The 15260-nt window shown below is 74.6% G+C and carries 15 protein-coding genes; 10 read left to right on the forward strand and 5 right to left on the reverse strand.

Annotated elements, in window-relative coordinates; genetic code table 11:
- Window positions 1-60: 60 nt before the first annotated feature.
- Window positions 61-1089, reverse strand: coding sequence for a dihydrodipicolinate synthase family protein (locus ACIOD1_RS08065; protein ID WP_401900974.1), 1029 nt, complete (start codon window positions 1087-1089; stop codon window positions 61-63).
- Window positions 1090-1159: 70 nt separating this feature from the next.
- Here ACIOD1_RS08065 and ACIOD1_RS08070 point away from each other — a divergent pair, with 70 nt between their 5' ends.
- The 5 genes from ACIOD1_RS08070 to ACIOD1_RS08090 all read left to right on the forward strand — a co-directional run bounded on the left by ACIOD1_RS08070 (window position 1160) and on the right by ACIOD1_RS08090 (window position 6674).
- On the forward strand, window positions 1160-2143 hold the full coding sequence (locus tag ACIOD1_RS08070; protein WP_401900976.1) for a LysR substrate-binding domain-containing protein: 984 nt from the start codon (window positions 1160-1162) through the stop codon (window positions 2141-2143).
- A 72-nt stretch (window positions 2144-2215) separates the two neighbouring features.
- Window positions 2216-3301, forward strand: coding sequence for an S-(hydroxymethyl)mycothiol dehydrogenase (locus ACIOD1_RS08075; RefSeq protein WP_401900977.1), 1086 nt, complete (start codon window positions 2216-2218; stop codon window positions 3299-3301).
- A gap of 270 nt (window positions 3302-3571) precedes the next feature.
- A complete protein-coding gene (locus tag ACIOD1_RS08080) occupies window positions 3572-4876 on the forward strand; it encodes an alpha/beta fold hydrolase (RefSeq protein ID WP_365617227.1) in 1305 nt (434 codons plus the stop codon).
- Window positions 4877-5021: 145 nt separating this feature from the next.
- Complete coding sequence (locus tag ACIOD1_RS08085; RefSeq protein WP_365617225.1) at window positions 5022-5786, forward strand: PIG-L deacetylase family protein; 765 nt, start codon at window positions 5022-5024, stop codon at window positions 5784-5786.
- A gap of 54 nt (window positions 5787-5840) precedes the next feature.
- Window positions 5841-6674: an enoyl-CoA hydratase/isomerase family protein gene (locus ACIOD1_RS08090; protein WP_401900980.1), complete on the forward strand. Its 834-nt coding sequence runs from the start codon at window positions 5841-5843 to the stop codon at window positions 6672-6674.
- On the opposite strand, the gene ACIOD1_RS08095 is transcribed toward ACIOD1_RS08090, so the two are convergent.
- Entirely contained in the window at window positions 6661-7458 is a 798-nt protein-coding gene (locus ACIOD1_RS08095) for a hypothetical protein (protein ID WP_401900981.1), read from the reverse strand. The genes ACIOD1_RS08090 and ACIOD1_RS08095 overlap by 14 nt on opposite strands.
- 34 nt (window positions 7459-7492) lie before the next feature.
- Window positions 7493-8398: an SDR family oxidoreductase gene (locus tag ACIOD1_RS08100; RefSeq protein ID WP_401900983.1), complete on the reverse strand. Its 906-nt coding sequence runs from the start codon at window positions 8396-8398 to the stop codon at window positions 7493-7495.
- A gap of 344 nt (window positions 8399-8742) precedes the next feature.
- Between ACIOD1_RS08100 and ACIOD1_RS08105 the strand changes: the two genes are divergently transcribed.
- Genes ACIOD1_RS08105 through ACIOD1_RS08115 form a run of 3 tightly spaced genes read left to right on the forward strand, consistent with a single transcriptional unit; the run spans window position 8743 to window position 12028 of the window.
- Window positions 8743-9723 (forward strand): NADPH:quinone oxidoreductase family protein, encoded by a 981-nt coding sequence (locus tag ACIOD1_RS08105; protein WP_365617218.1) that lies wholly within the window; start codon window positions 8743-8745, stop codon window positions 9721-9723.
- Window positions 9720-10910 carry an acyl-CoA dehydrogenase family protein gene (locus ACIOD1_RS08110; RefSeq protein WP_365617216.1) on the forward strand — a complete coding sequence of 397 codons (1191 nt, stop codon included), beginning with the start codon at window positions 9720-9722 and terminating at the stop codon, window positions 10908-10910. The genes ACIOD1_RS08105 and ACIOD1_RS08110 overlap by 4 nt, the downstream gene beginning before the upstream one ends.
- Window positions 10907-12028 (forward strand): acyl-CoA dehydrogenase family protein, encoded by a 1122-nt coding sequence (locus ACIOD1_RS08115; RefSeq protein WP_401900986.1) that lies wholly within the window; start codon window positions 10907-10909, stop codon window positions 12026-12028. The genes ACIOD1_RS08110 and ACIOD1_RS08115 overlap by 4 nt, the downstream gene beginning before the upstream one ends.
- Window positions 12029-12099: 71 nt before the next feature.
- Here ACIOD1_RS08115 and ACIOD1_RS08120 read toward each other — a convergent pair whose 3' ends face one another.
- Window positions 12100-12723 carry an isochorismatase family protein gene (locus ACIOD1_RS08120; RefSeq protein ID WP_365617212.1) on the reverse strand — a complete coding sequence of 208 codons (624 nt, stop codon included), beginning with the start codon at window positions 12721-12723 and terminating at the stop codon, window positions 12100-12102.
- Between the two features lie 94 nt (window positions 12724-12817).
- Window positions 12818-13810, reverse strand: a complete 993-nt coding sequence (locus ACIOD1_RS08125) for a DJ-1/PfpI family protein (protein ID WP_365617210.1) — start codon at window positions 13808-13810, stop codon at window positions 12818-12820.
- Window positions 13811-14084: 274 nt separating this feature from the next.
- Here ACIOD1_RS08125 and ACIOD1_RS08130 point away from each other — a divergent pair, with 274 nt between their 5' ends.
- Entirely contained in the window at window positions 14085-14696 is a 612-nt protein-coding gene (locus ACIOD1_RS08130) for a trimeric intracellular cation channel family protein (protein ID WP_401900990.1), read from the forward strand.
- Window positions 14697-14712: 16 nt separating this feature from the next.
- Window positions 14713-15246 carry a GNAT family N-acetyltransferase gene (locus tag ACIOD1_RS08135; RefSeq protein ID WP_365617206.1) on the forward strand — a complete coding sequence of 178 codons (534 nt, stop codon included), beginning with the start codon at window positions 14713-14715 and terminating at the stop codon, window positions 15244-15246.
- The last annotated feature ends 14 nt before the right edge of the window (window positions 15247-15260 follow it).

The raw sequence follows: 15260 nt of genomic DNA on the forward strand, positions 1-15260 counted from the left end.
CTTCCACCCGCATCCCCATGGGCCCGATTCGATCACGGGCGGTGCGCGGCCCGTCAACGGTCAGATTCCGGCCAACTCCTTGAGGGCGGCCTCCGCGACCTCCACCGCGGAACGGGACCCGGGCAGCAGCGGGAGCCGGACGTCGGGGGTGGGGATCCGCCCCTGGGCGTGCAGGAGCCCCTTCACCACCACGGGGTTGGGCTCCGCGAAGACCGTCGCCGACAGCCGGGCCAGTGCGTGGCCCAGGGTGCGGGCGCGCGGTACGTCGCCGGCCCGCCAGGCGGCGTCGAGTTCCACGAACCGCTCCGTCGCGAAGTGCGCCGACGCCAGGATCCCGCCGGAGGCACCGAGCGCCAGCAGCGGCGACAGGAACGCGTCGTCCCCGGCCAGCACCGCGAACCCGTCCGGCAGCTCGCCGAGCAGCGCCACCGTCTCCTGGTCGATCCCGCCGCCCGCGTACTTGACCCCGACCACCCCGGCCAGGGCCCCGAGCGCCCGAAGCGCCTCCGCGTCCAGCGGCTGCCCGGTCCGGTACGGGACGTGGTAGACGACCAGCGGTACCGGGCTCACCGCCGAAAGCCGGGTGAAGTGGGCGAGGACACCCGCCGCCGAGGGCCGCACGAAGGCCGGCGCCGGCACCAGCGCCGCCGTCACCTCCGGCCACCGCGCCAGTCGGGCGAGCGAGGCCTCGCTCGCCCGGGTTCCGCTCGCACCGGCCCCCACCGCGAGCGGCGCCCCCCGCTCCCGACAGACCCGGGCGCAGACCTCGGTGACCAGATCGCGCTCGGACTCCTCCAGGGTCGCCGTCTCGGCGGTGGTGCCCAGGGCCACGATCCCCGCCGCACCCGCGTCCAGCACCCCGTGCGCGAGCCCCTCCAGCGCCTCGGCGGCCACGGCCCCGGTCCGGTCGAAGGGGGTGACGAGCGGGACGTGGATCCCGTAGAGCACCACCGGTGCCGGTGCCGGTGCCGGTGCCGGTGCGGTCGTCGTGGTCGTCGCCGGTGCCGGTGCGGTCGCCGCAGTGGTCGTCACCGTGGTCGTTGTCGGCGCCGTGATGGCCGGCGCCGTGTCGTTCGTGTCCTGTCGCATGGGACGAGCTTGGCCCGCCCCGACCATCGGATCCAGCTCACGTTTCTTACCCGAACCGTAAGCTGAGCCGATGCTCGACGTACGCCGCCTGCGCCTACTGCGCGAACTCGCCCGCCGGGGCACCATCGCCGCCGTGGCCGAAGCCCTCGCCTTCAGCCCCTCCGCCGTCTCCCAACAGCTCGCCGTCCTCGAACGCGAGGCCGGCCTGCCCCTACTGGAGCGCACCGGCCGCCGCGTCCGCCTCACCCCGGCCGGCCTGCACCTCGTCGGGCACGCCGACGCCGTGCTGGAGCGGCTGGAACAGGCCGACGCCGACCTCGCCGAGGCGCGCGGCGGGCCGGCAGGAGCCCTGCGGATCGGGGCCTTCCCCACCGCCACGCGGGCCATCGTCCCGGCGGCCCTGGTCCGGCTGGCCCGCCGCCATCCCGGGCTGGAGCCCATGGTCCGCGAGACCGACCCGGCGGCGGTCGCGCACGCCCTGCGCGCCGGGGACCTGGACGTGGCCCTGGTCCACGCGTACGACCTCGTGCCCGTGCCGCCCGAGCCCGGTCTGACCGCGCTGCCGCTCTACGGGGAGGCGATGTACCTGGCCGAGCCCGCCCCCGCGTCCCCCCGGCTCTCCGTCCCGGAGGCGCCGCCGGACTCCGGCTCCGCTGCCGCTCCGGGCCCTGGCGCCGACCCCGACCAGGACACGGTCCTCCGTACGCATCGCGACACACCTTGGATCACCGCCACCTCCGGCACCCTCTGCCACGCCATGGCCGTACGGGCCTGTCGGGCGGCCGGGTTCATCCCCCGGATCCGGCACCAGGTCGACGAGTTCGCCACCGTGCTCGCCCTGGTCGCGGCCGGCCAGGGAGTGGCCGTGGTCCCGCAACTCGGCATCACGGGCCCCCTCGACCCGGCCGTCGCGCTGAGCCGGCTGCGCATGGAACGGCGCACGCTGATCGCGTACCGCAGCGGGGCCGACGCCCACCCCGCCGTGGCCGCCCTCGTCCTCGCGCTCCGCGCCTCCGTACCGCCGGAACTGGCCGCCCCGCGCTCCATGGAGTGACGCGGCTCCCCTCGGTGGCGCCGTCCGTGTACGTTCGATGATCCAGACCGAACGACCAGAGCGGGGTACGACGTGACACATCGCGTACGAGGCGTCATCGCGCGGAGCAAGGGCGCACCGGTGGAGACCACCACGATCCTCGTGCCCGACCCGGGGCCCGGCGAGGCCCTGGTGAAGGTCCAGGCCTGCGGGGTCTGTCACACCGACCTGCACTACCGCGAGGGCGGCATCAACGACGAGTTCCCCTTCCTCCTCGGCCACGAGGCCGCCGGGATCGTGGAATCCGTCGGACCGGACGTCACCTCGGTGGCCCCCGGCGACTTCGTGGTCCTCAACTGGCGTGCGGTGTGCGGTACGTGTCGGGCCTGCAAGCGCGGCCGCCCCTGGTACTGCTTCAACACGCACAACGCGACCCAGTCGATGACCCTGGAGGACGGCACCCCATTGTCCCCGGCGCTGGGCATCGGGGCCTTCGCGGAGAAGACCCTGGTCGCCGCCGGGCAGTGCACCAAGGTCGACCCGGCCGCCTCGCCGGCCGCCGCCGGACTCCTCGGCTGCGGGGTGATGGCGGGCCTCGGCGCCGCCATCAACACCGGCAACGTGGGGCGCGGGGACTCGGTCGCCGTCATCGGCTGCGGGGGAGTGGGCAACGCGGCCGTCGCCGGAGCCCGGCTCGCCGGCGCCTCGCGGATCATCGCCGTGGACCTGGACGACCGGAAGCTGGAGTGGGCGCGCGGCCTGGGGGCCACCCACACCGTCAACGGCCGCACCGAGGACGTGGTCAAGGCCGTCCAGGCGCTGACCGGGGGCAACGGCGCGGACGTGGTCATCGACGCCGTCGGCCGCCCCGAGACCTACCGCCAGGCCTTCTACGCCCGCGACCTGGCGGGCACCGTGGTCCTGGTCGGCGTCCCCACCCCGGAGATGAAGCTCGAACTCCCGCTGCTGGACGTCTTCGGGCGCGGTGGCGCCCTCAAGTCCTCCTGGTACGGGGACTGCCTGCCCGAGCGGGACTTCCCCCTCCTGATCGACCTGTACCTCCAGGGCCGGCTCGACCTCGACGCGTTCGTCTCGGAGACGATCCCGCTGGACGGGGTCGAGGAGGCCTTCGCCCGCATGGAGCGCGGCGAGGTCCTCCGCTCGGTGGTCGAGTTCTGACCCGCCGACGGCTCGGCTGACACCTCCGTAGGCCGCTTCGGCGACGGCTTCGGCGGGCGGCCCGTGTGCCCCCGATGTGCGGCTCGGGGCCCTCCACGGCCCCGGGCCCCCGCCGGCGGGTCGCGCCCGGCGCCCCGTGGGGGGCCTGCCCCCGGCCCGGGGGTTTTCGTAGACTCGGCGGCGACCGCAGCCCGTGTCCCCTTCCCCCGCCGCGATCCGGCGGGGGACGCAGGGGCGCGGGATCCGTACCCAGCACCCCAGGGGCCGTCCGTGACCGCCGCCCACCGCTACCGCCAGCCCGGTGTCGTCCTGACCGACCACCACTTCACCGTGCCGCTCGACCACGACCGCCCCGACGGCGAGTCCATCGAGTTGTACGCCCGCGAGGTGGTGGCCGCCGGCAAGGACCCCGAGAAGCTGCCCTGGCTGCTCTACCTGGAGGGCGGCCCCGGTTTCGGGGCCCGGCGGTTCGTCGGGCGGCAGGCCTGGCTGGGTCGGGCCCTGGCCGATTACCGGGTGCTCCTCCTCGACCAGCGCGGCACCGGCCGCTCCACCCCGGCCGGCCGACAGAGCCTGCCGCTGCGCGGCGCCCCCGCCGAACAGGCCGCGTACCTCACGCACTTCCGGAGCGACTCCATCGTCCGCGACGCCGAGGCCATCCGCCCGGCGCTCACCGGGGGAGCCCCCTGGACCGTACTCGGCCAGAGCTTCGGCGGCTTCTGCGCCACCCACTACCTCGGCGCCGCGCCCGAGGGCCTGGCCGCCGCCCTGATCACCGGAGGGCTGCCCTCCCTCGACGCCGGCGCCGACGAGGTGTACGAGGCGGCGTACCCGCGCATCGAGCGGAAGAACTCCGCCCACTACGCCCGCTACCCGATGGACGTCGACCGCGCCCGCCGCATCGCCGCCCACCTCGCCGAACGCCCGGCCGAACTCCGGGGCGGCCAACGGCTCACGGTCGAGGGCTTCCAGTCCCTCGGGGTGCTGCTCGGCGTCGCGGACGGCAGCCACCAGCTGCACTACCTCCTGGAGGACGCCTTCGTCCCGACCCCGGCCGGTCCCGCCCTCTCCGACGCCTTCCTGGAGAACGTCCACGCCCAGCTCTCCTTCGCCGGGCACCCCCTCTACGCCCTCCTCCACGAGGCGATCTACGCCCAGGACCCGTCCACCCCCACCGGCTGGGCCGCCGAACGGGTCCGCGCCGCGCACCCCGCCTTCGACGCCGCCCTGACCCTCAAGGGCGAGGACCCGCTGCTCTTCAGCGGCGAGAGCATCCACCCCTGGCACTTCACCACCGACCCGGCCCTGGCCCCCCTGCGCGAGACCGCGGAACTGCTGGCGTCGCACACCGGGTGGCAGCCCCTCTACGACCCGGCGCGGCTCGCCGCGAACGAGGTTCCGGTGGCGGCGGCCGTCTACCACGACGACATGTACGTGGACACCGCGCACTCGCTGCGCACCGCCCGCGCGATCCGGGGCCTGCGCACCTGGGTGACGGACGAGTTCGAACACGACGGCGTCCGCGCGGGCGGCCCCCGCGTCCTGGACCGGCTGCTCGCCCTGATCGCCGAGTAGCGGGTCCTCGCGCGGCCGGTCATCGCGGGACCGGCGGCCGGCCGAGTGGCCTCGCGGGACCGCTGACCGGCCGAGTGGCGTCGCGGGACCGCTGACCGGCCGAGTGGCCGGGTCGCCGTGGGACCGACGACCTAGAGTGGCGATCATGACCGAACGAGTGGATCAGCCGAGCCCCTTGCAGCCGATGCCCACCGACTGGCAGCGCGCCCTCGCCGTCGTCGCGCACCCCGACGACCTGGAGTACGGCTGCGCCGCGGCGATCGCCGACTGGGTCGACGGGGGCCGCGAGGTGGTCTACGTCCTCGCCACCCGGGGCGAGGCCGGCATCGACAGCATCGCTCCCGCCGACTGCGCCCCGCTGCGCGAGGCCGAGCAGCGCGCGAGCGCCGCCGTGGTCGGGGTCTCCACCGTCGAGTTCCTCGACCACCACGACGGGGTCGTCGAGTACGGCCTCGACCTGCGCCGCGACATCGCCGCGGCGGTCCGCCGCCACCGCCCCGAACTGGTCATCACCCTCAACCACCGCGACACCTGGGGCGGCGCCGGTGGCGGTGGCTACTGGAACACCCCCGACCACCGGGCCGTCGGGCGGGCCACCCTGGACGCGGCGGCGGACGCGGGCAACCGGTGGATCTTCCCCGAGCTGATCTCCGAGCAGGGGCTGGAGCCCTGGAGCGGGGTGCGCTGGGTGGCGGTGGCGGGCTCCTCCACCCCCACCCACGCGGCCGACGCCGGCCCCGGCCTGGAGCGGTCGGTCAAGTCCCTGCTGGAGCACAAGGCGTACATCGAGGTGCTGACCGACCAGGACCCCGAGGAGTACGTACGGACCTTCCTCACGGGCAATGCCCAGCAGGCGGCCGCGCGCTTCGGCGGCCGGCCGGCCGTGCCGTTCGAGGTCTTCCCCCGCTGACCGCGTCCCCCTAATCTGACGTTCCATCAGATGACCTCGGGGGTGCGGTACACCGTGATCGACACTGTCTCCAACGGGATCGGCGAGGGCGAGGAACGCATCCGGCTGGAGGTCGAGGACGGGCTCGCGCTCCTCACCCTCTGCCGACCGGACCAGCTCAACGGCTGGAGCTGGGAGTCCACCCGCCAACTCGGCCTGCTCGCCGATCGGATCCGCTTCGACCCCTCCGTGCGCGCCGTCCTGCTGCGCGCGGAGGGGCGGGCCTTCTGCGCGGGCATCGACGTGAGCGCCCCCGGTGGCGCCATCACCGGGGAGTCGGCGGCCGAACGGACCCGGAACTACTACGAGGGCATCCGGTGGGTCCACGAACGCTTCGCCGTGCTCTCCCGTCTGCCCCAGCCCGTCATCGCCGCCGTCCAGGGCTACTGCCTGGGCTTCGGCTTCGAGCTGGCCCTGATGGCCGACATCAGGATCGCCGCCGAGGACGCCGTCTTCGCCCTGCCCGAGGCGCGGCTCGGGGTCGCGGTCGACGCGGGCGGGGACCTGCGCATCGCCCGCGAGGCGGGGGCCGGTTGGGCCAAGTTCCTCGCCCTGACCGGCCGCAGGATCGACTCCGCCACCGCCGAACGCCTCCACCTGGTCCAACTCGTCGTCCCCGGGGCCGACCTGGACGCCACCGCCCGCGCGCTGGCGGCCGAGATCGCCGCGAACGCCCCCCTCGCCGTCCAGGGCATCAAACGGGCCGTCGACTCCTACGCGGACGCGGCCCTCCCCGCCGCCCTCGACAAGGTCGCCATGACCGCGGCCCTCACCCTCACCTCCGAGGACTCCCGCGAGGGATACGGCGCCAAGGCCGCCCGCAGGGAACCCCGCTTCAGGGGAGCGTGATCACGGGCCGGACCGAGAAGCAGTCCCCGATGTCCTCCGCCTCCGCGTACAGGGCCTCGACCGCCTTCGGGTGGCCCCGGTAGGCCGAGGCCAGGGGCAGCCACGCCAACACGGAGCCGTAGCCCCCACAGACCCCGGCGCCCCCGTCCCCGCCGTGCAGGGCGATGCCCTCCGCGCTCAGCTCGCACCGGTAGCTGTCGTAGGCGATGTGCAGGCCGAAGGCGTTCGGCTCGTGGCGGATCCCGCCCGTGCCGTACGGGTCCTCGTCCAGCGGGCACGTGTCGCCCCAGCGGAACAGGGTGCGCGTCCCGGCTCCGCAGGCGTGCTCCCACTCGTCGGCGCGGGGCATGCGCAGCCCGCGCCCGGCCAGTACCGTCGGCATCTCCTCGGGCGGCGCGGTCGCCTCCTCGTCCTCCACCGCCATCAGCACCGTGGCCAGGGTGACGGTCCGCACCGGGCTCAACTCCGCCGTCAGGTGGGCCCTGAGGTCGGGCCCGAAGCCGAACCCCTGGCTCAGGGAGTCCGCGTAGTCGGCCTCCTGCTCGGGCGTCGGGCGCCAGGCGTCCGGATCGAAACCCAGCCGGACCGTCCCGCCGGGCACCAGGGCGAACTCCGTTCCCTCCCGCTCGATCCGCACCCGGTGCAGGGGCCCGCCCAGGTGCTCGACGGTGTCCACCAGCGTCACCCGGCCGCCCACCCGCAGGGCGGCCTCGGCGGCGAGGCGTTCGGCGTCGGCGAGGGCGAGTGAACGCCAGTGCTCGAAAGTCAGTTCGGCGAGAGTCACCCGACCCACCCTGCCGGCCCCCACTGACAACGCCTCACGAGCCGAACGGGCCCCGGCCCAGTTGTTCGCGCAAGGGGATCGTCTCGGGTTGGACCAGGGTCCGGCGTTGCCAGTTGGCCCCGTCCACGACCAGCATGTGGCCGGTGACGAAGCGGGCGTAGGGCGAGGCCAGGAAGGTGGCGGCCCAGCCCAGTTCGCGGGGCTCGCCCACCCTGAGGGCGGGCTGGCGCAGTCCCTGGGTGTCGGCGGCGGGGGCGGCCCGCTCCAGGCCGCCCCGGATGTCGTCGCTCATGTCGGAGTGCGGGAAGAGCCCCGGGACCAGGCCGTTGACCTGGATGCCGTAGGGGCCCCACTCCACGGCGAGCGTCTCCACCAGGCTCTTCACTCCGGCCTTGGCCGCCGCGCTGTGGGCGAAGCCGGGGCCGCCGGTCCAGGCGTACGAGGCGCCGATGTTCACGATCGAGCCGGGGGTGCCCGCCGCGAGGTGGCGGCGGGCGAACTCCCGGGTCATGAACCAGGTGCCGGTCAGGGTGATGTCCACCACCGCGCGCCAGGCGTTCGGCGACAGGTCCTCGGCCGGTGAGGGGAAGTTGGCCGCCGCGTTGTTCACCAGCACGTCCGGCAGCCCGAGGGAGGCCTCGGCCGCGTCGAAGACGGCCGCGACCCGCTCCGGGTCCCGGATGTCGCAGACGGCGGCCGTCACCCGGCCCGCGCCGGGCACGGCCGCCAACTCCTCGCACGCGGTCTTCAGTTGCTCCGCGCGCCGACCGGCGATGACCACGTCGGCGCCGAGTCGGGCGAACTCGGTGGCGATGGCCCGGCCCAAGCCGGTGCCGCCGCCGGTCACGAGGACCACCTGCCCCGCGTACGTACCCGGGGGCAGGGCGGCGGCGCCGAGGGGCGGTGGCGCGGGCAGGCCGCGTCGAGCGTTGTCCGTCATGGGGCATCGATAGCGCGCGGGCGCTCAGATCTCCATGCCCGTGACGGGATCGCCCCGCCCGATCGCCCTGGCCGCCCGCCCCGCCGCCCCGAGGGTGGGACCCGTGGGCGAATCCCGGCCATCCGTCTCGTCCGCTTCTGCCCGGGTCGGGTGCCGCGCGCCGTCGAGACGTGACGCGTACGGGTCACAGGCTGCCCGGCAAGACGTGTCGAAAGCCGTGGAGGGGCGCATACCACTTGGGGGTCGGCCTGATTTCGCTCCGGACGGACCGGTTCCCAGATGTGCAAGCGACCGCTTAGTATGCCGCCGAGCGTGGTTCCTCGACGGCGGCTGGAGGCCCCGGGATGCAGGCATGGCGAGTACACACCAACGGTGAGCCCCGTGAGGCCATGCGCCTCGAAGAGGTTCCCGAACCGGTGCCCGGCGAGGGCGAGGTGAAGCTGAGGGTGCTCGCGGCGAACGTCAACTTCCCCGACGCCCTTCTCGTCCGCGGCCAGTACCAGATCAGGCCCCCCCTGCCCTTCACCCCCGGAGTGGAGATCTGCGGGGAGACCGAGGACGGTCGCCGGGTGATCGCCAACCCGAGCCTGCCGCACGGCGGGTTCGCCGAGTACGTCACCGCGCCCGCGCGGTCCCTGCTGCCCGCGCCGGCAGGGCTCGACGACGCGGAAGCCGCCGCCCTCCACATCGGCTACCAGACGGGTTGGTTCGGCCTCCACCGCCGCGCCCGCCTCCAGCCCGGTGAGACCCTGCTCGTCCACGCGGCCGCGGGCGGGGTCGGCAGCGCCGCCGTTCAGCTCGGCAAGGCCGCGGGAGCAACCGTCATCGGAGTCGTCGGGGGCAAGGCCAAGGCCGCCACCGCCGAGGAACTCGGCTGCGACCTCGTCATCGACCGCACCACCGACGACATCGTCGCCCGCGTCAAGGAGTTCACCGCAGGCCGCGGCGCCGACGTGATCTACGATCCGGTCGGCGGCGACGCCTACGCGGCCTCCGCGAAGTGCGTGGCCTTCGAGGGCCGCATCGTGATCGTCGGCTTCGCGAGCGGCTCCGTCCCCGCCCCCGCCCTCAACCACGCCCTCGTGAAGAACTACGCGATCCTCGGGCTCCATTGGGGTCTGTACGCCGCGAAGGACCCCGCGGCCATCCTCGCCTGTCACACCGAACTCACCCGCCTCGCCGCCGAGGGGCTCATCGCCCCGCTGGTCAGCGAACGCGTCCCGCTCGCCGGGGCGGCCGACGCCGTCCAGCGCCTCGCCGACGGGAACACCACCGGCCGTGTCGTCGTCGTGCCCGCCGCCGGCCCGGACGGAGCCGCCCGATGACCCCCACCGCCGAGCACCTGCTCGCCCGCACCCGCGAACTGCTCGCCGCGCACCCGCCCGCGAGCACCCCCCGCCCCGACTTCCTCCGGGCCCGCTTCGACGCCGGCCTCGCCTGGGTCCACTACCCCGAGGGTCTCGGCGGACTCGGCGTGCCGCGCACCCTCCAGGCCGTCGTCGACGCCGAGTTGGAGTCCGCCGGAGCCCCCGACAACGACCCCCGCCGGATCGGCATCGGCCTCGGCATGGCCGCGCCGACGATCCTCGCGTACGGCACCGAGGAGCAGAAGCGCCGGTTCCTGAGGCCCCTGTGGGTGGGGGAGGAGGTCTGGTGCCAGCTCTTCAGCGAGCCCGGCGCCGGCTCCGACCTCGCCGCGCTCGCCACCCGGGCCGTCCTGGACGGGGAGAGCGGGGAATGGGTGGTGGACGGCCAGAAGGTATGGACCTCCAGCGCCCACACCGCCCGCTGGGCCATCCTCATCGCCCGCACCGACCCCTCCCTGCCCAAGCACCAGGGCATCACCTACTTCCTCTGCGACATGCACGCCCCCGGCGTCGAGGTCCGCCCCCTGCGGCAGATCACCGGCGAGGCCGAGTTCAACGAGGTCTTCCTCACCGGCGTCCGGATCCCCGACGCCCACCGCCTCGGCGCCGTCGGCGAGGGCTGGGCCGTCGCCCGCACCACGCTGATGAACGAACGCGTCTCCATCGGCGGCATGCGCATCCCCCGCGAGGGCGGCATGATCGCCCCCGTCGCGGCGGCCTGGCGCGAGCGCCCCGCCCTGCGCACCCACGCCCTGCACCAGCGCCTCCTCGACCTGTGGGTGGAGGCGGAGGTCGCCCGCCTCACCGGGGAACGCCTGCGCCAACAGCTCTCCGCCGGGCAGCCCGGCCCCGAGGGCAGCGGCATGAAACTCGCCTTCGCCCGCCTGAACCAGGAGATCAGCGGACTGGAGGTGGAACTCCTCGGCGAAGAGGGCCTGTTGTACGAGGACTGGACGCTGCGCCGCCCCGACATCGTCGACTTCACCGGCCGCGACGCCGGCTACCGCTACCTGCGCGCCAAGGGCAACAGCATCGAGGGCGGCACCAGCGAGATCCTCCTCAACATCGTCGCCGAACGCGTCCTCGGACTCCCCTCCGAGCCGCGCGACGACAAGGACACGGCCTGGAAGGACCTCGCCCGATGACGACACCGAGCGCCCCCCTCGACCTGCTCTACACCGACACCGAGGAGGAACTCCGCGCGGCGGTACGGGCCCTGCTCGCCGACCGCTGCGACGCGGCCACGGTGCTCGCCCGGGCCGAGTCCGGCAGCCCCCACGACCCCGCCCTGTGGCACACCCTCGCCGCCGACATCGGCGCCGCCGGACTGCTCGTCCCCGAGAAGCTCGGCGGAGCGGGAGCCGGGCACCGCGAAGCGGCCGTGGTCCTTGAGGAGTTGGGCCGTTCCGTGGCCCCCCTGCCCTACCTGACGGGGTCCGTGCTCACGGTCGAGATCCTGCTCGGCTGCGATCCGTCCGCCCCCGAAGTGGCCTCGCTGCTACGGGAGATCGCGGCCGGGCGGCAGATCTGCGTCCCCGCCCTCCCCCTCACCCAGGCCCCGGGCGCGCCCCTGCCGCCCCCGGTCCGCGACACCGGCGGTGGGGTGCTGACCGGCTCCGTCGGCTCCGTGGCCGACGCGACGGCCGCCGATGTGCTGCTGGTCCTGGCCGACACCGGGCTCCACGCCGTGCCCGCGACCGCCGCCCGGCTCACCCCCCTGGTACCGCTGGACCTCACCCGGCCGCTCGCCTCCGTCTCGCTGGAATCGGCCCACGGCGTCCGGCTCGCGGACCCGGCCACGGCGCGGGCGGCCGTCGCCGGAGCGCTGCTGTCCGGAGCGGGGCTGCTGGCCTCGGAGCAGCTCGGGCTCGCCGAATGGTGCCTGGCCGAGACCGTCGCCCACCTGCGCACGCGCCACCAGTTCAACCGCCCCGTCGGCTCCTTCCAGGCGCTCAAGCACCGCCTGGCCCGGCTCTGGCTCGACGTGGCCGGCGCCCGCGCCGCGGCCCGCGCCGCAGCCGACGCCCTCGCGACGGGCGCCCCCGACGCCCCGCTGACCGTGGCGGTGGCCCAGGCGTACTGCTCGGGCGTCGCGGTCCGGGCGGCGGAGGAGTGCGTACAGCTCCACGGTGGCATCGGCATGACCTGGGAACACCCGGCCCACCTCTACCTCAAGCGGGCGAAGGCCGACTCCCTGGCCCTGGGCACCGCCGGCCACCACCGCGGCCTGGTGGCCGACTTCGCGGAGCTGCCGGCGCCCTGAATCGCCCGCGAGCCCCGCCCCGCCGGACCCCCGAGGCCGGCGGGACGGGGCTCGTGTGGCCCCGGGGCCGGTCAGGCGGGCAGCTCGTCGACGGTGGCGACGACCACGCCGAACAGGTCCGTGATGGCGGTGAGCGCCGCCGCCTGGAGGGCCGCGGCGGGCAGGACGGACCCGTCCGGGGCGGTCAGGGCGCGGGTGGCGGTGGTCTCGGCGACGACGGTGGGCCGGTAGCCGCGGTTGAAGGCCTCCTGAGTGGTGTAGTTGACGCACATGTGGGTCATGAACCCGCCGATGACCAGGTCCTTGCCGCTGCCCGCGGGGGCGCCCAGGTCGGTGAGGGTCTTCTCCAGTTCGGTGAGGTGGAAGGCGTTCGGGAACTCCTTGACCACGACCGCCTCGCCCTCCACCGGAGCGACCTCGTCGCTGATGGCGCCGATGTGCGCGCGGATGTCGTACGGGGTGTTCTCGCCGCCGTCGTTGAGGACGTGGACGACCGGGATGCCGGCCGCCCGGGCGCGCTCCAACAGACGGGCGCCGGCCGCGAGGGCCTCCTCGGCGCCTTCCAGGGCCATCACCCCGGTGCGGTAGGTGTTCTGGAAGTCGATCAGGACCAGGATGGAGTCGCCCAGCCGGGGCGGCCGGTTGTCGAGGCCGCTGACGTCGCGCAGGGTCCTGGAGGGCTGGTTCGTGCTCATGAGGTGCCTTTCGTGGTGGAAGAGGGCAGGGCGAAGCCGTCCGCCGTGCTCGTGGAGGGAAGGAACGCAGGCCGAAACGGTCAGGCCGAAACGGTCAGGTGGTCTGGGTACGGAAGCGGCGCCGGTAGGCGCCGGGGGTGGTGGCGAGCTGCCGCTTGAACGCCCGGTGGAGGGTCTCCGCCGAGCCGAGGCCGGCTTCGGCCGCGACCCGGTCGAGCGGCTCGTCGGTGCTCTCCAGCAGCCGCCGGGCGACCTCGACCCGCGCCGCCTCGACGTAGCCGGCGGGACTCGCCCCGGTCTCCTGGGTGAAGACGCGGGCGAAGTGCCGCTCGCTCAGGCACATCCGGCCCGCGAGGACCTCCGCCGACAGGTCCTCGCCGAGGTGGTCGGCGATCCACAGCCGCAGCTCGTCGATGTCGCGCCGGGCCGAGGCCGGCCGGCTCAGCGGGACGGAGAACTGGCTCTGCCCGCCCTGCCGCTTGAGGTACATCACCAGTTGCCGCGCCACCGCCAGCGCGACGTCCTCGCCCAGGTCCTCGGCCACCAGGGCGAGCGCGAGGTCCAGGCAGGCACTGATGCCGGCGCCCGTCCACAACCGACCCCGGTCGGTGCGGACGAAGATCGGATCCGGGTCGACGGTGACGGTCGGATGGTCGGCGGCCAGTTGGGCGGCCGTCGACCAGTGCGTGGTCGCCGTCTTCCCGTCGAGCAGCCCGGCGGCCGCCAGGAGGTGAGCCCCCACGCACACCGAGGCCACGCGCCGGGCGTGCGGCGCGGTCTCCTTGACCCAGGCCACGACGTCGGGGTCGATCAGGGCCACGGGCCCCGCGTCGGTCACATCGACGGCGCCGGGCACCAGGAGGGTGTCCACGTCCCCGCCGACCTCCGCGAAGGACAGATCGGCCAGCAACCGCACGCCCGCCGACGTACGGACCGCGCCGGCGGTCGGTCCGGCGAGCCGGACCCGGTATCCGGCGCGGCTTCCGATCTCCTCGTTGGCCAGGGCGAAGACCTCGGCCGGACCGGTGACGTCGAGGAGGTCGACGTCGGGGAAGACCGCGATGACGACCCGGTGTGGAGTGGGCATGCACCCATGGTCGGGGCCACCACCCCATGGCCGCAATGACGAATGACTGTCACATCCGGACACGCACCGTCGTGCGCCGCCCCGCCCGTCCCGCGTCGTCCCCCACCGTCCCCGACACCGTCCCCGACCTGGCCGAACGGCCGATGCGCGGCCCGGCCCGGCTACGGCAGGCTCGACGGGTCGCCCACCCCGACGCCGTCCCCGTGCCCGCGCACCGCCCACGGCGCCCCACCACCCCCGCCCGCGTCCCACCGACCACCCTCAAGGAGGCGCCGTGCCGCACGCCCTCTACCTCCTCGGCATCGCCGCCTTCGCCGCCTCCGGCGTACTCGCCGCGCACCGCGCCAACATGGACCCCTTCGGCGGGTTCGTCCTCGCCTTCGCCGCGAGCATCTCCGGCGGCACCCTGCGCGACCTGATCCTCGACCGGCACCCGCTCTACTGGACGCGGGACTGGCTGCTGCTCCTCGTCATCGCCTCGGTCGCCGCCGTGACCATGCTGTACCTGCGCCGCCGCACCCTCCCGCACCGCACCCTCATGGTCGTCGACGCCCTCGGCCTGGCCGTGGTCACCGTCATCGGAGCCCGCGCCGCCCTCGACGCCCACGTCACCCCCGTGGCCGTCCTCATCCTCTCCGTCCTGACCGGCGTCACCGGCGAGGTGATCCGTGACGTGCTCTGCGGGGAGTTCCCGCCGCTGCTGCTGCGCGAGGAGGTCTACGCAACCGCCGCCCTGGCCGGCGCGACCGCCTACCTCCTCCTGCACGGGGCCGGCGCACCCGACACCCTGAACACCGCCGCCTCGGCGGGGCTCGTGTTCGCGCTCCGGCTGGCGGCGATCTTCCGGGACCTGCACCTGCCCCGCCTCCAGCGCACCACGACCTGATCCCTATCCTCGGCGCATGACGGCCACCCTCACCCGCCTCACCGCCGACGACCTCTCCGCCCACCGCGCGGAACTCGCCGACCTCCTCCTCGACGTGGTCGCCGGCGGAGCCTCCCTCGGCTTCCTGGCAGGCCTCGACCACGCGGAGGCCGCCGCCTGGTGGGACTCCCTGCGACCCGCCGTGGCGGACGGCTCCCTCGCCCTGTGGGTCTCGCGCGGCGCCGACGGCCGTCTCGACGGCACGGTCAGCTGGTGCCGGGAGTCCAAGCCCAACGGCCGCCACCGCGCCGAGCTGCGCAAACTCATGGTCCACCCGGCCGCCCGGGGACGCGGCACCGCCCGCGCGCTCATGGCCGAGGCCGAGCACGAGGCAGCCCTCGCCGGGATCGTCCTGCTGTTCCTCGACACCGAGACGGGCAGCGGCGCCGAGCGCGTCTACCGCGCCGACGGCTGGACGGAGGCCGGCACCATCCCCGACTACGCCACCGACCCCGAGGGCCGACTGCGCCCCACCACCCTCTTCCACAAGCACCCCGGGCGCCGCCGCTGACCGGGCACAGGTGA

Source organism: Streptomyces sp. NPDC088097, from assembly GCF_044741845.1.
Taxonomy (GTDB): domain Bacteria; phylum Actinomycetota; class Actinomycetes; order Streptomycetales; family Streptomycetaceae; genus Streptomyces.

Bases quoted from the DNA above. Each gene is read 5' to 3' on its own strand.
- ACIOD1_RS08085 (WP_365617225.1), top strand. From the start codon at position 5,022: ATGACCGAACGAGTGGATCAGCCGAGCCCCTTGCAGCCGATGCCCACC.
- ACIOD1_RS08100 (WP_401900983.1), bottom strand. From the start codon at position 8,398: ATGACGGACAACGCTCGACGCGGCCTGCCCGCGCCACCGCCCCTCGGC.
- ACIOD1_RS08070 (WP_401900976.1), top strand. From the start codon at position 1,160: ATGCTCGACGTACGCCGCCTGCGCCTACTGCGCGAACTCGCCCGCCGG.
- ACIOD1_RS08065 (WP_401900974.1), bottom strand. From the start codon at position 1,089: ATGCGACAGGACACGAACGACACGGCGCCGGCCATCACGGCGCCGACA.
- ACIOD1_RS08135 (WP_365617206.1), top strand. From the start codon at position 14,713: ATGACGGCCACCCTCACCCGCCTCACCGCCGACGACCTCTCCGCCCAC.
- ACIOD1_RS08115 (WP_401900986.1), top strand. From the start codon at position 10,907: ATGACGACACCGAGCGCCCCCCTCGACCTGCTCTACACCGACACCGAG.
- ACIOD1_RS08105 (WP_365617218.1), top strand. From the start codon at position 8,743: ATGCAGGCATGGCGAGTACACACCAACGGTGAGCCCCGTGAGGCCATG.
- ACIOD1_RS08125 (WP_365617210.1), bottom strand. From the start codon at position 13,810: ATGCCCACTCCACACCGGGTCGTCATCGCGGTCTTCCCCGACGTCGAC.
- ACIOD1_RS08110 (WP_365617216.1), top strand. From the start codon at position 9,720: ATGACCCCCACCGCCGAGCACCTGCTCGCCCGCACCCGCGAACTGCTC.
- ACIOD1_RS08120 (WP_365617212.1), bottom strand. From the start codon at position 12,723: ATGAGCACGAACCAGCCCTCCAGGACCCTGCGCGACGTCAGCGGCCTC.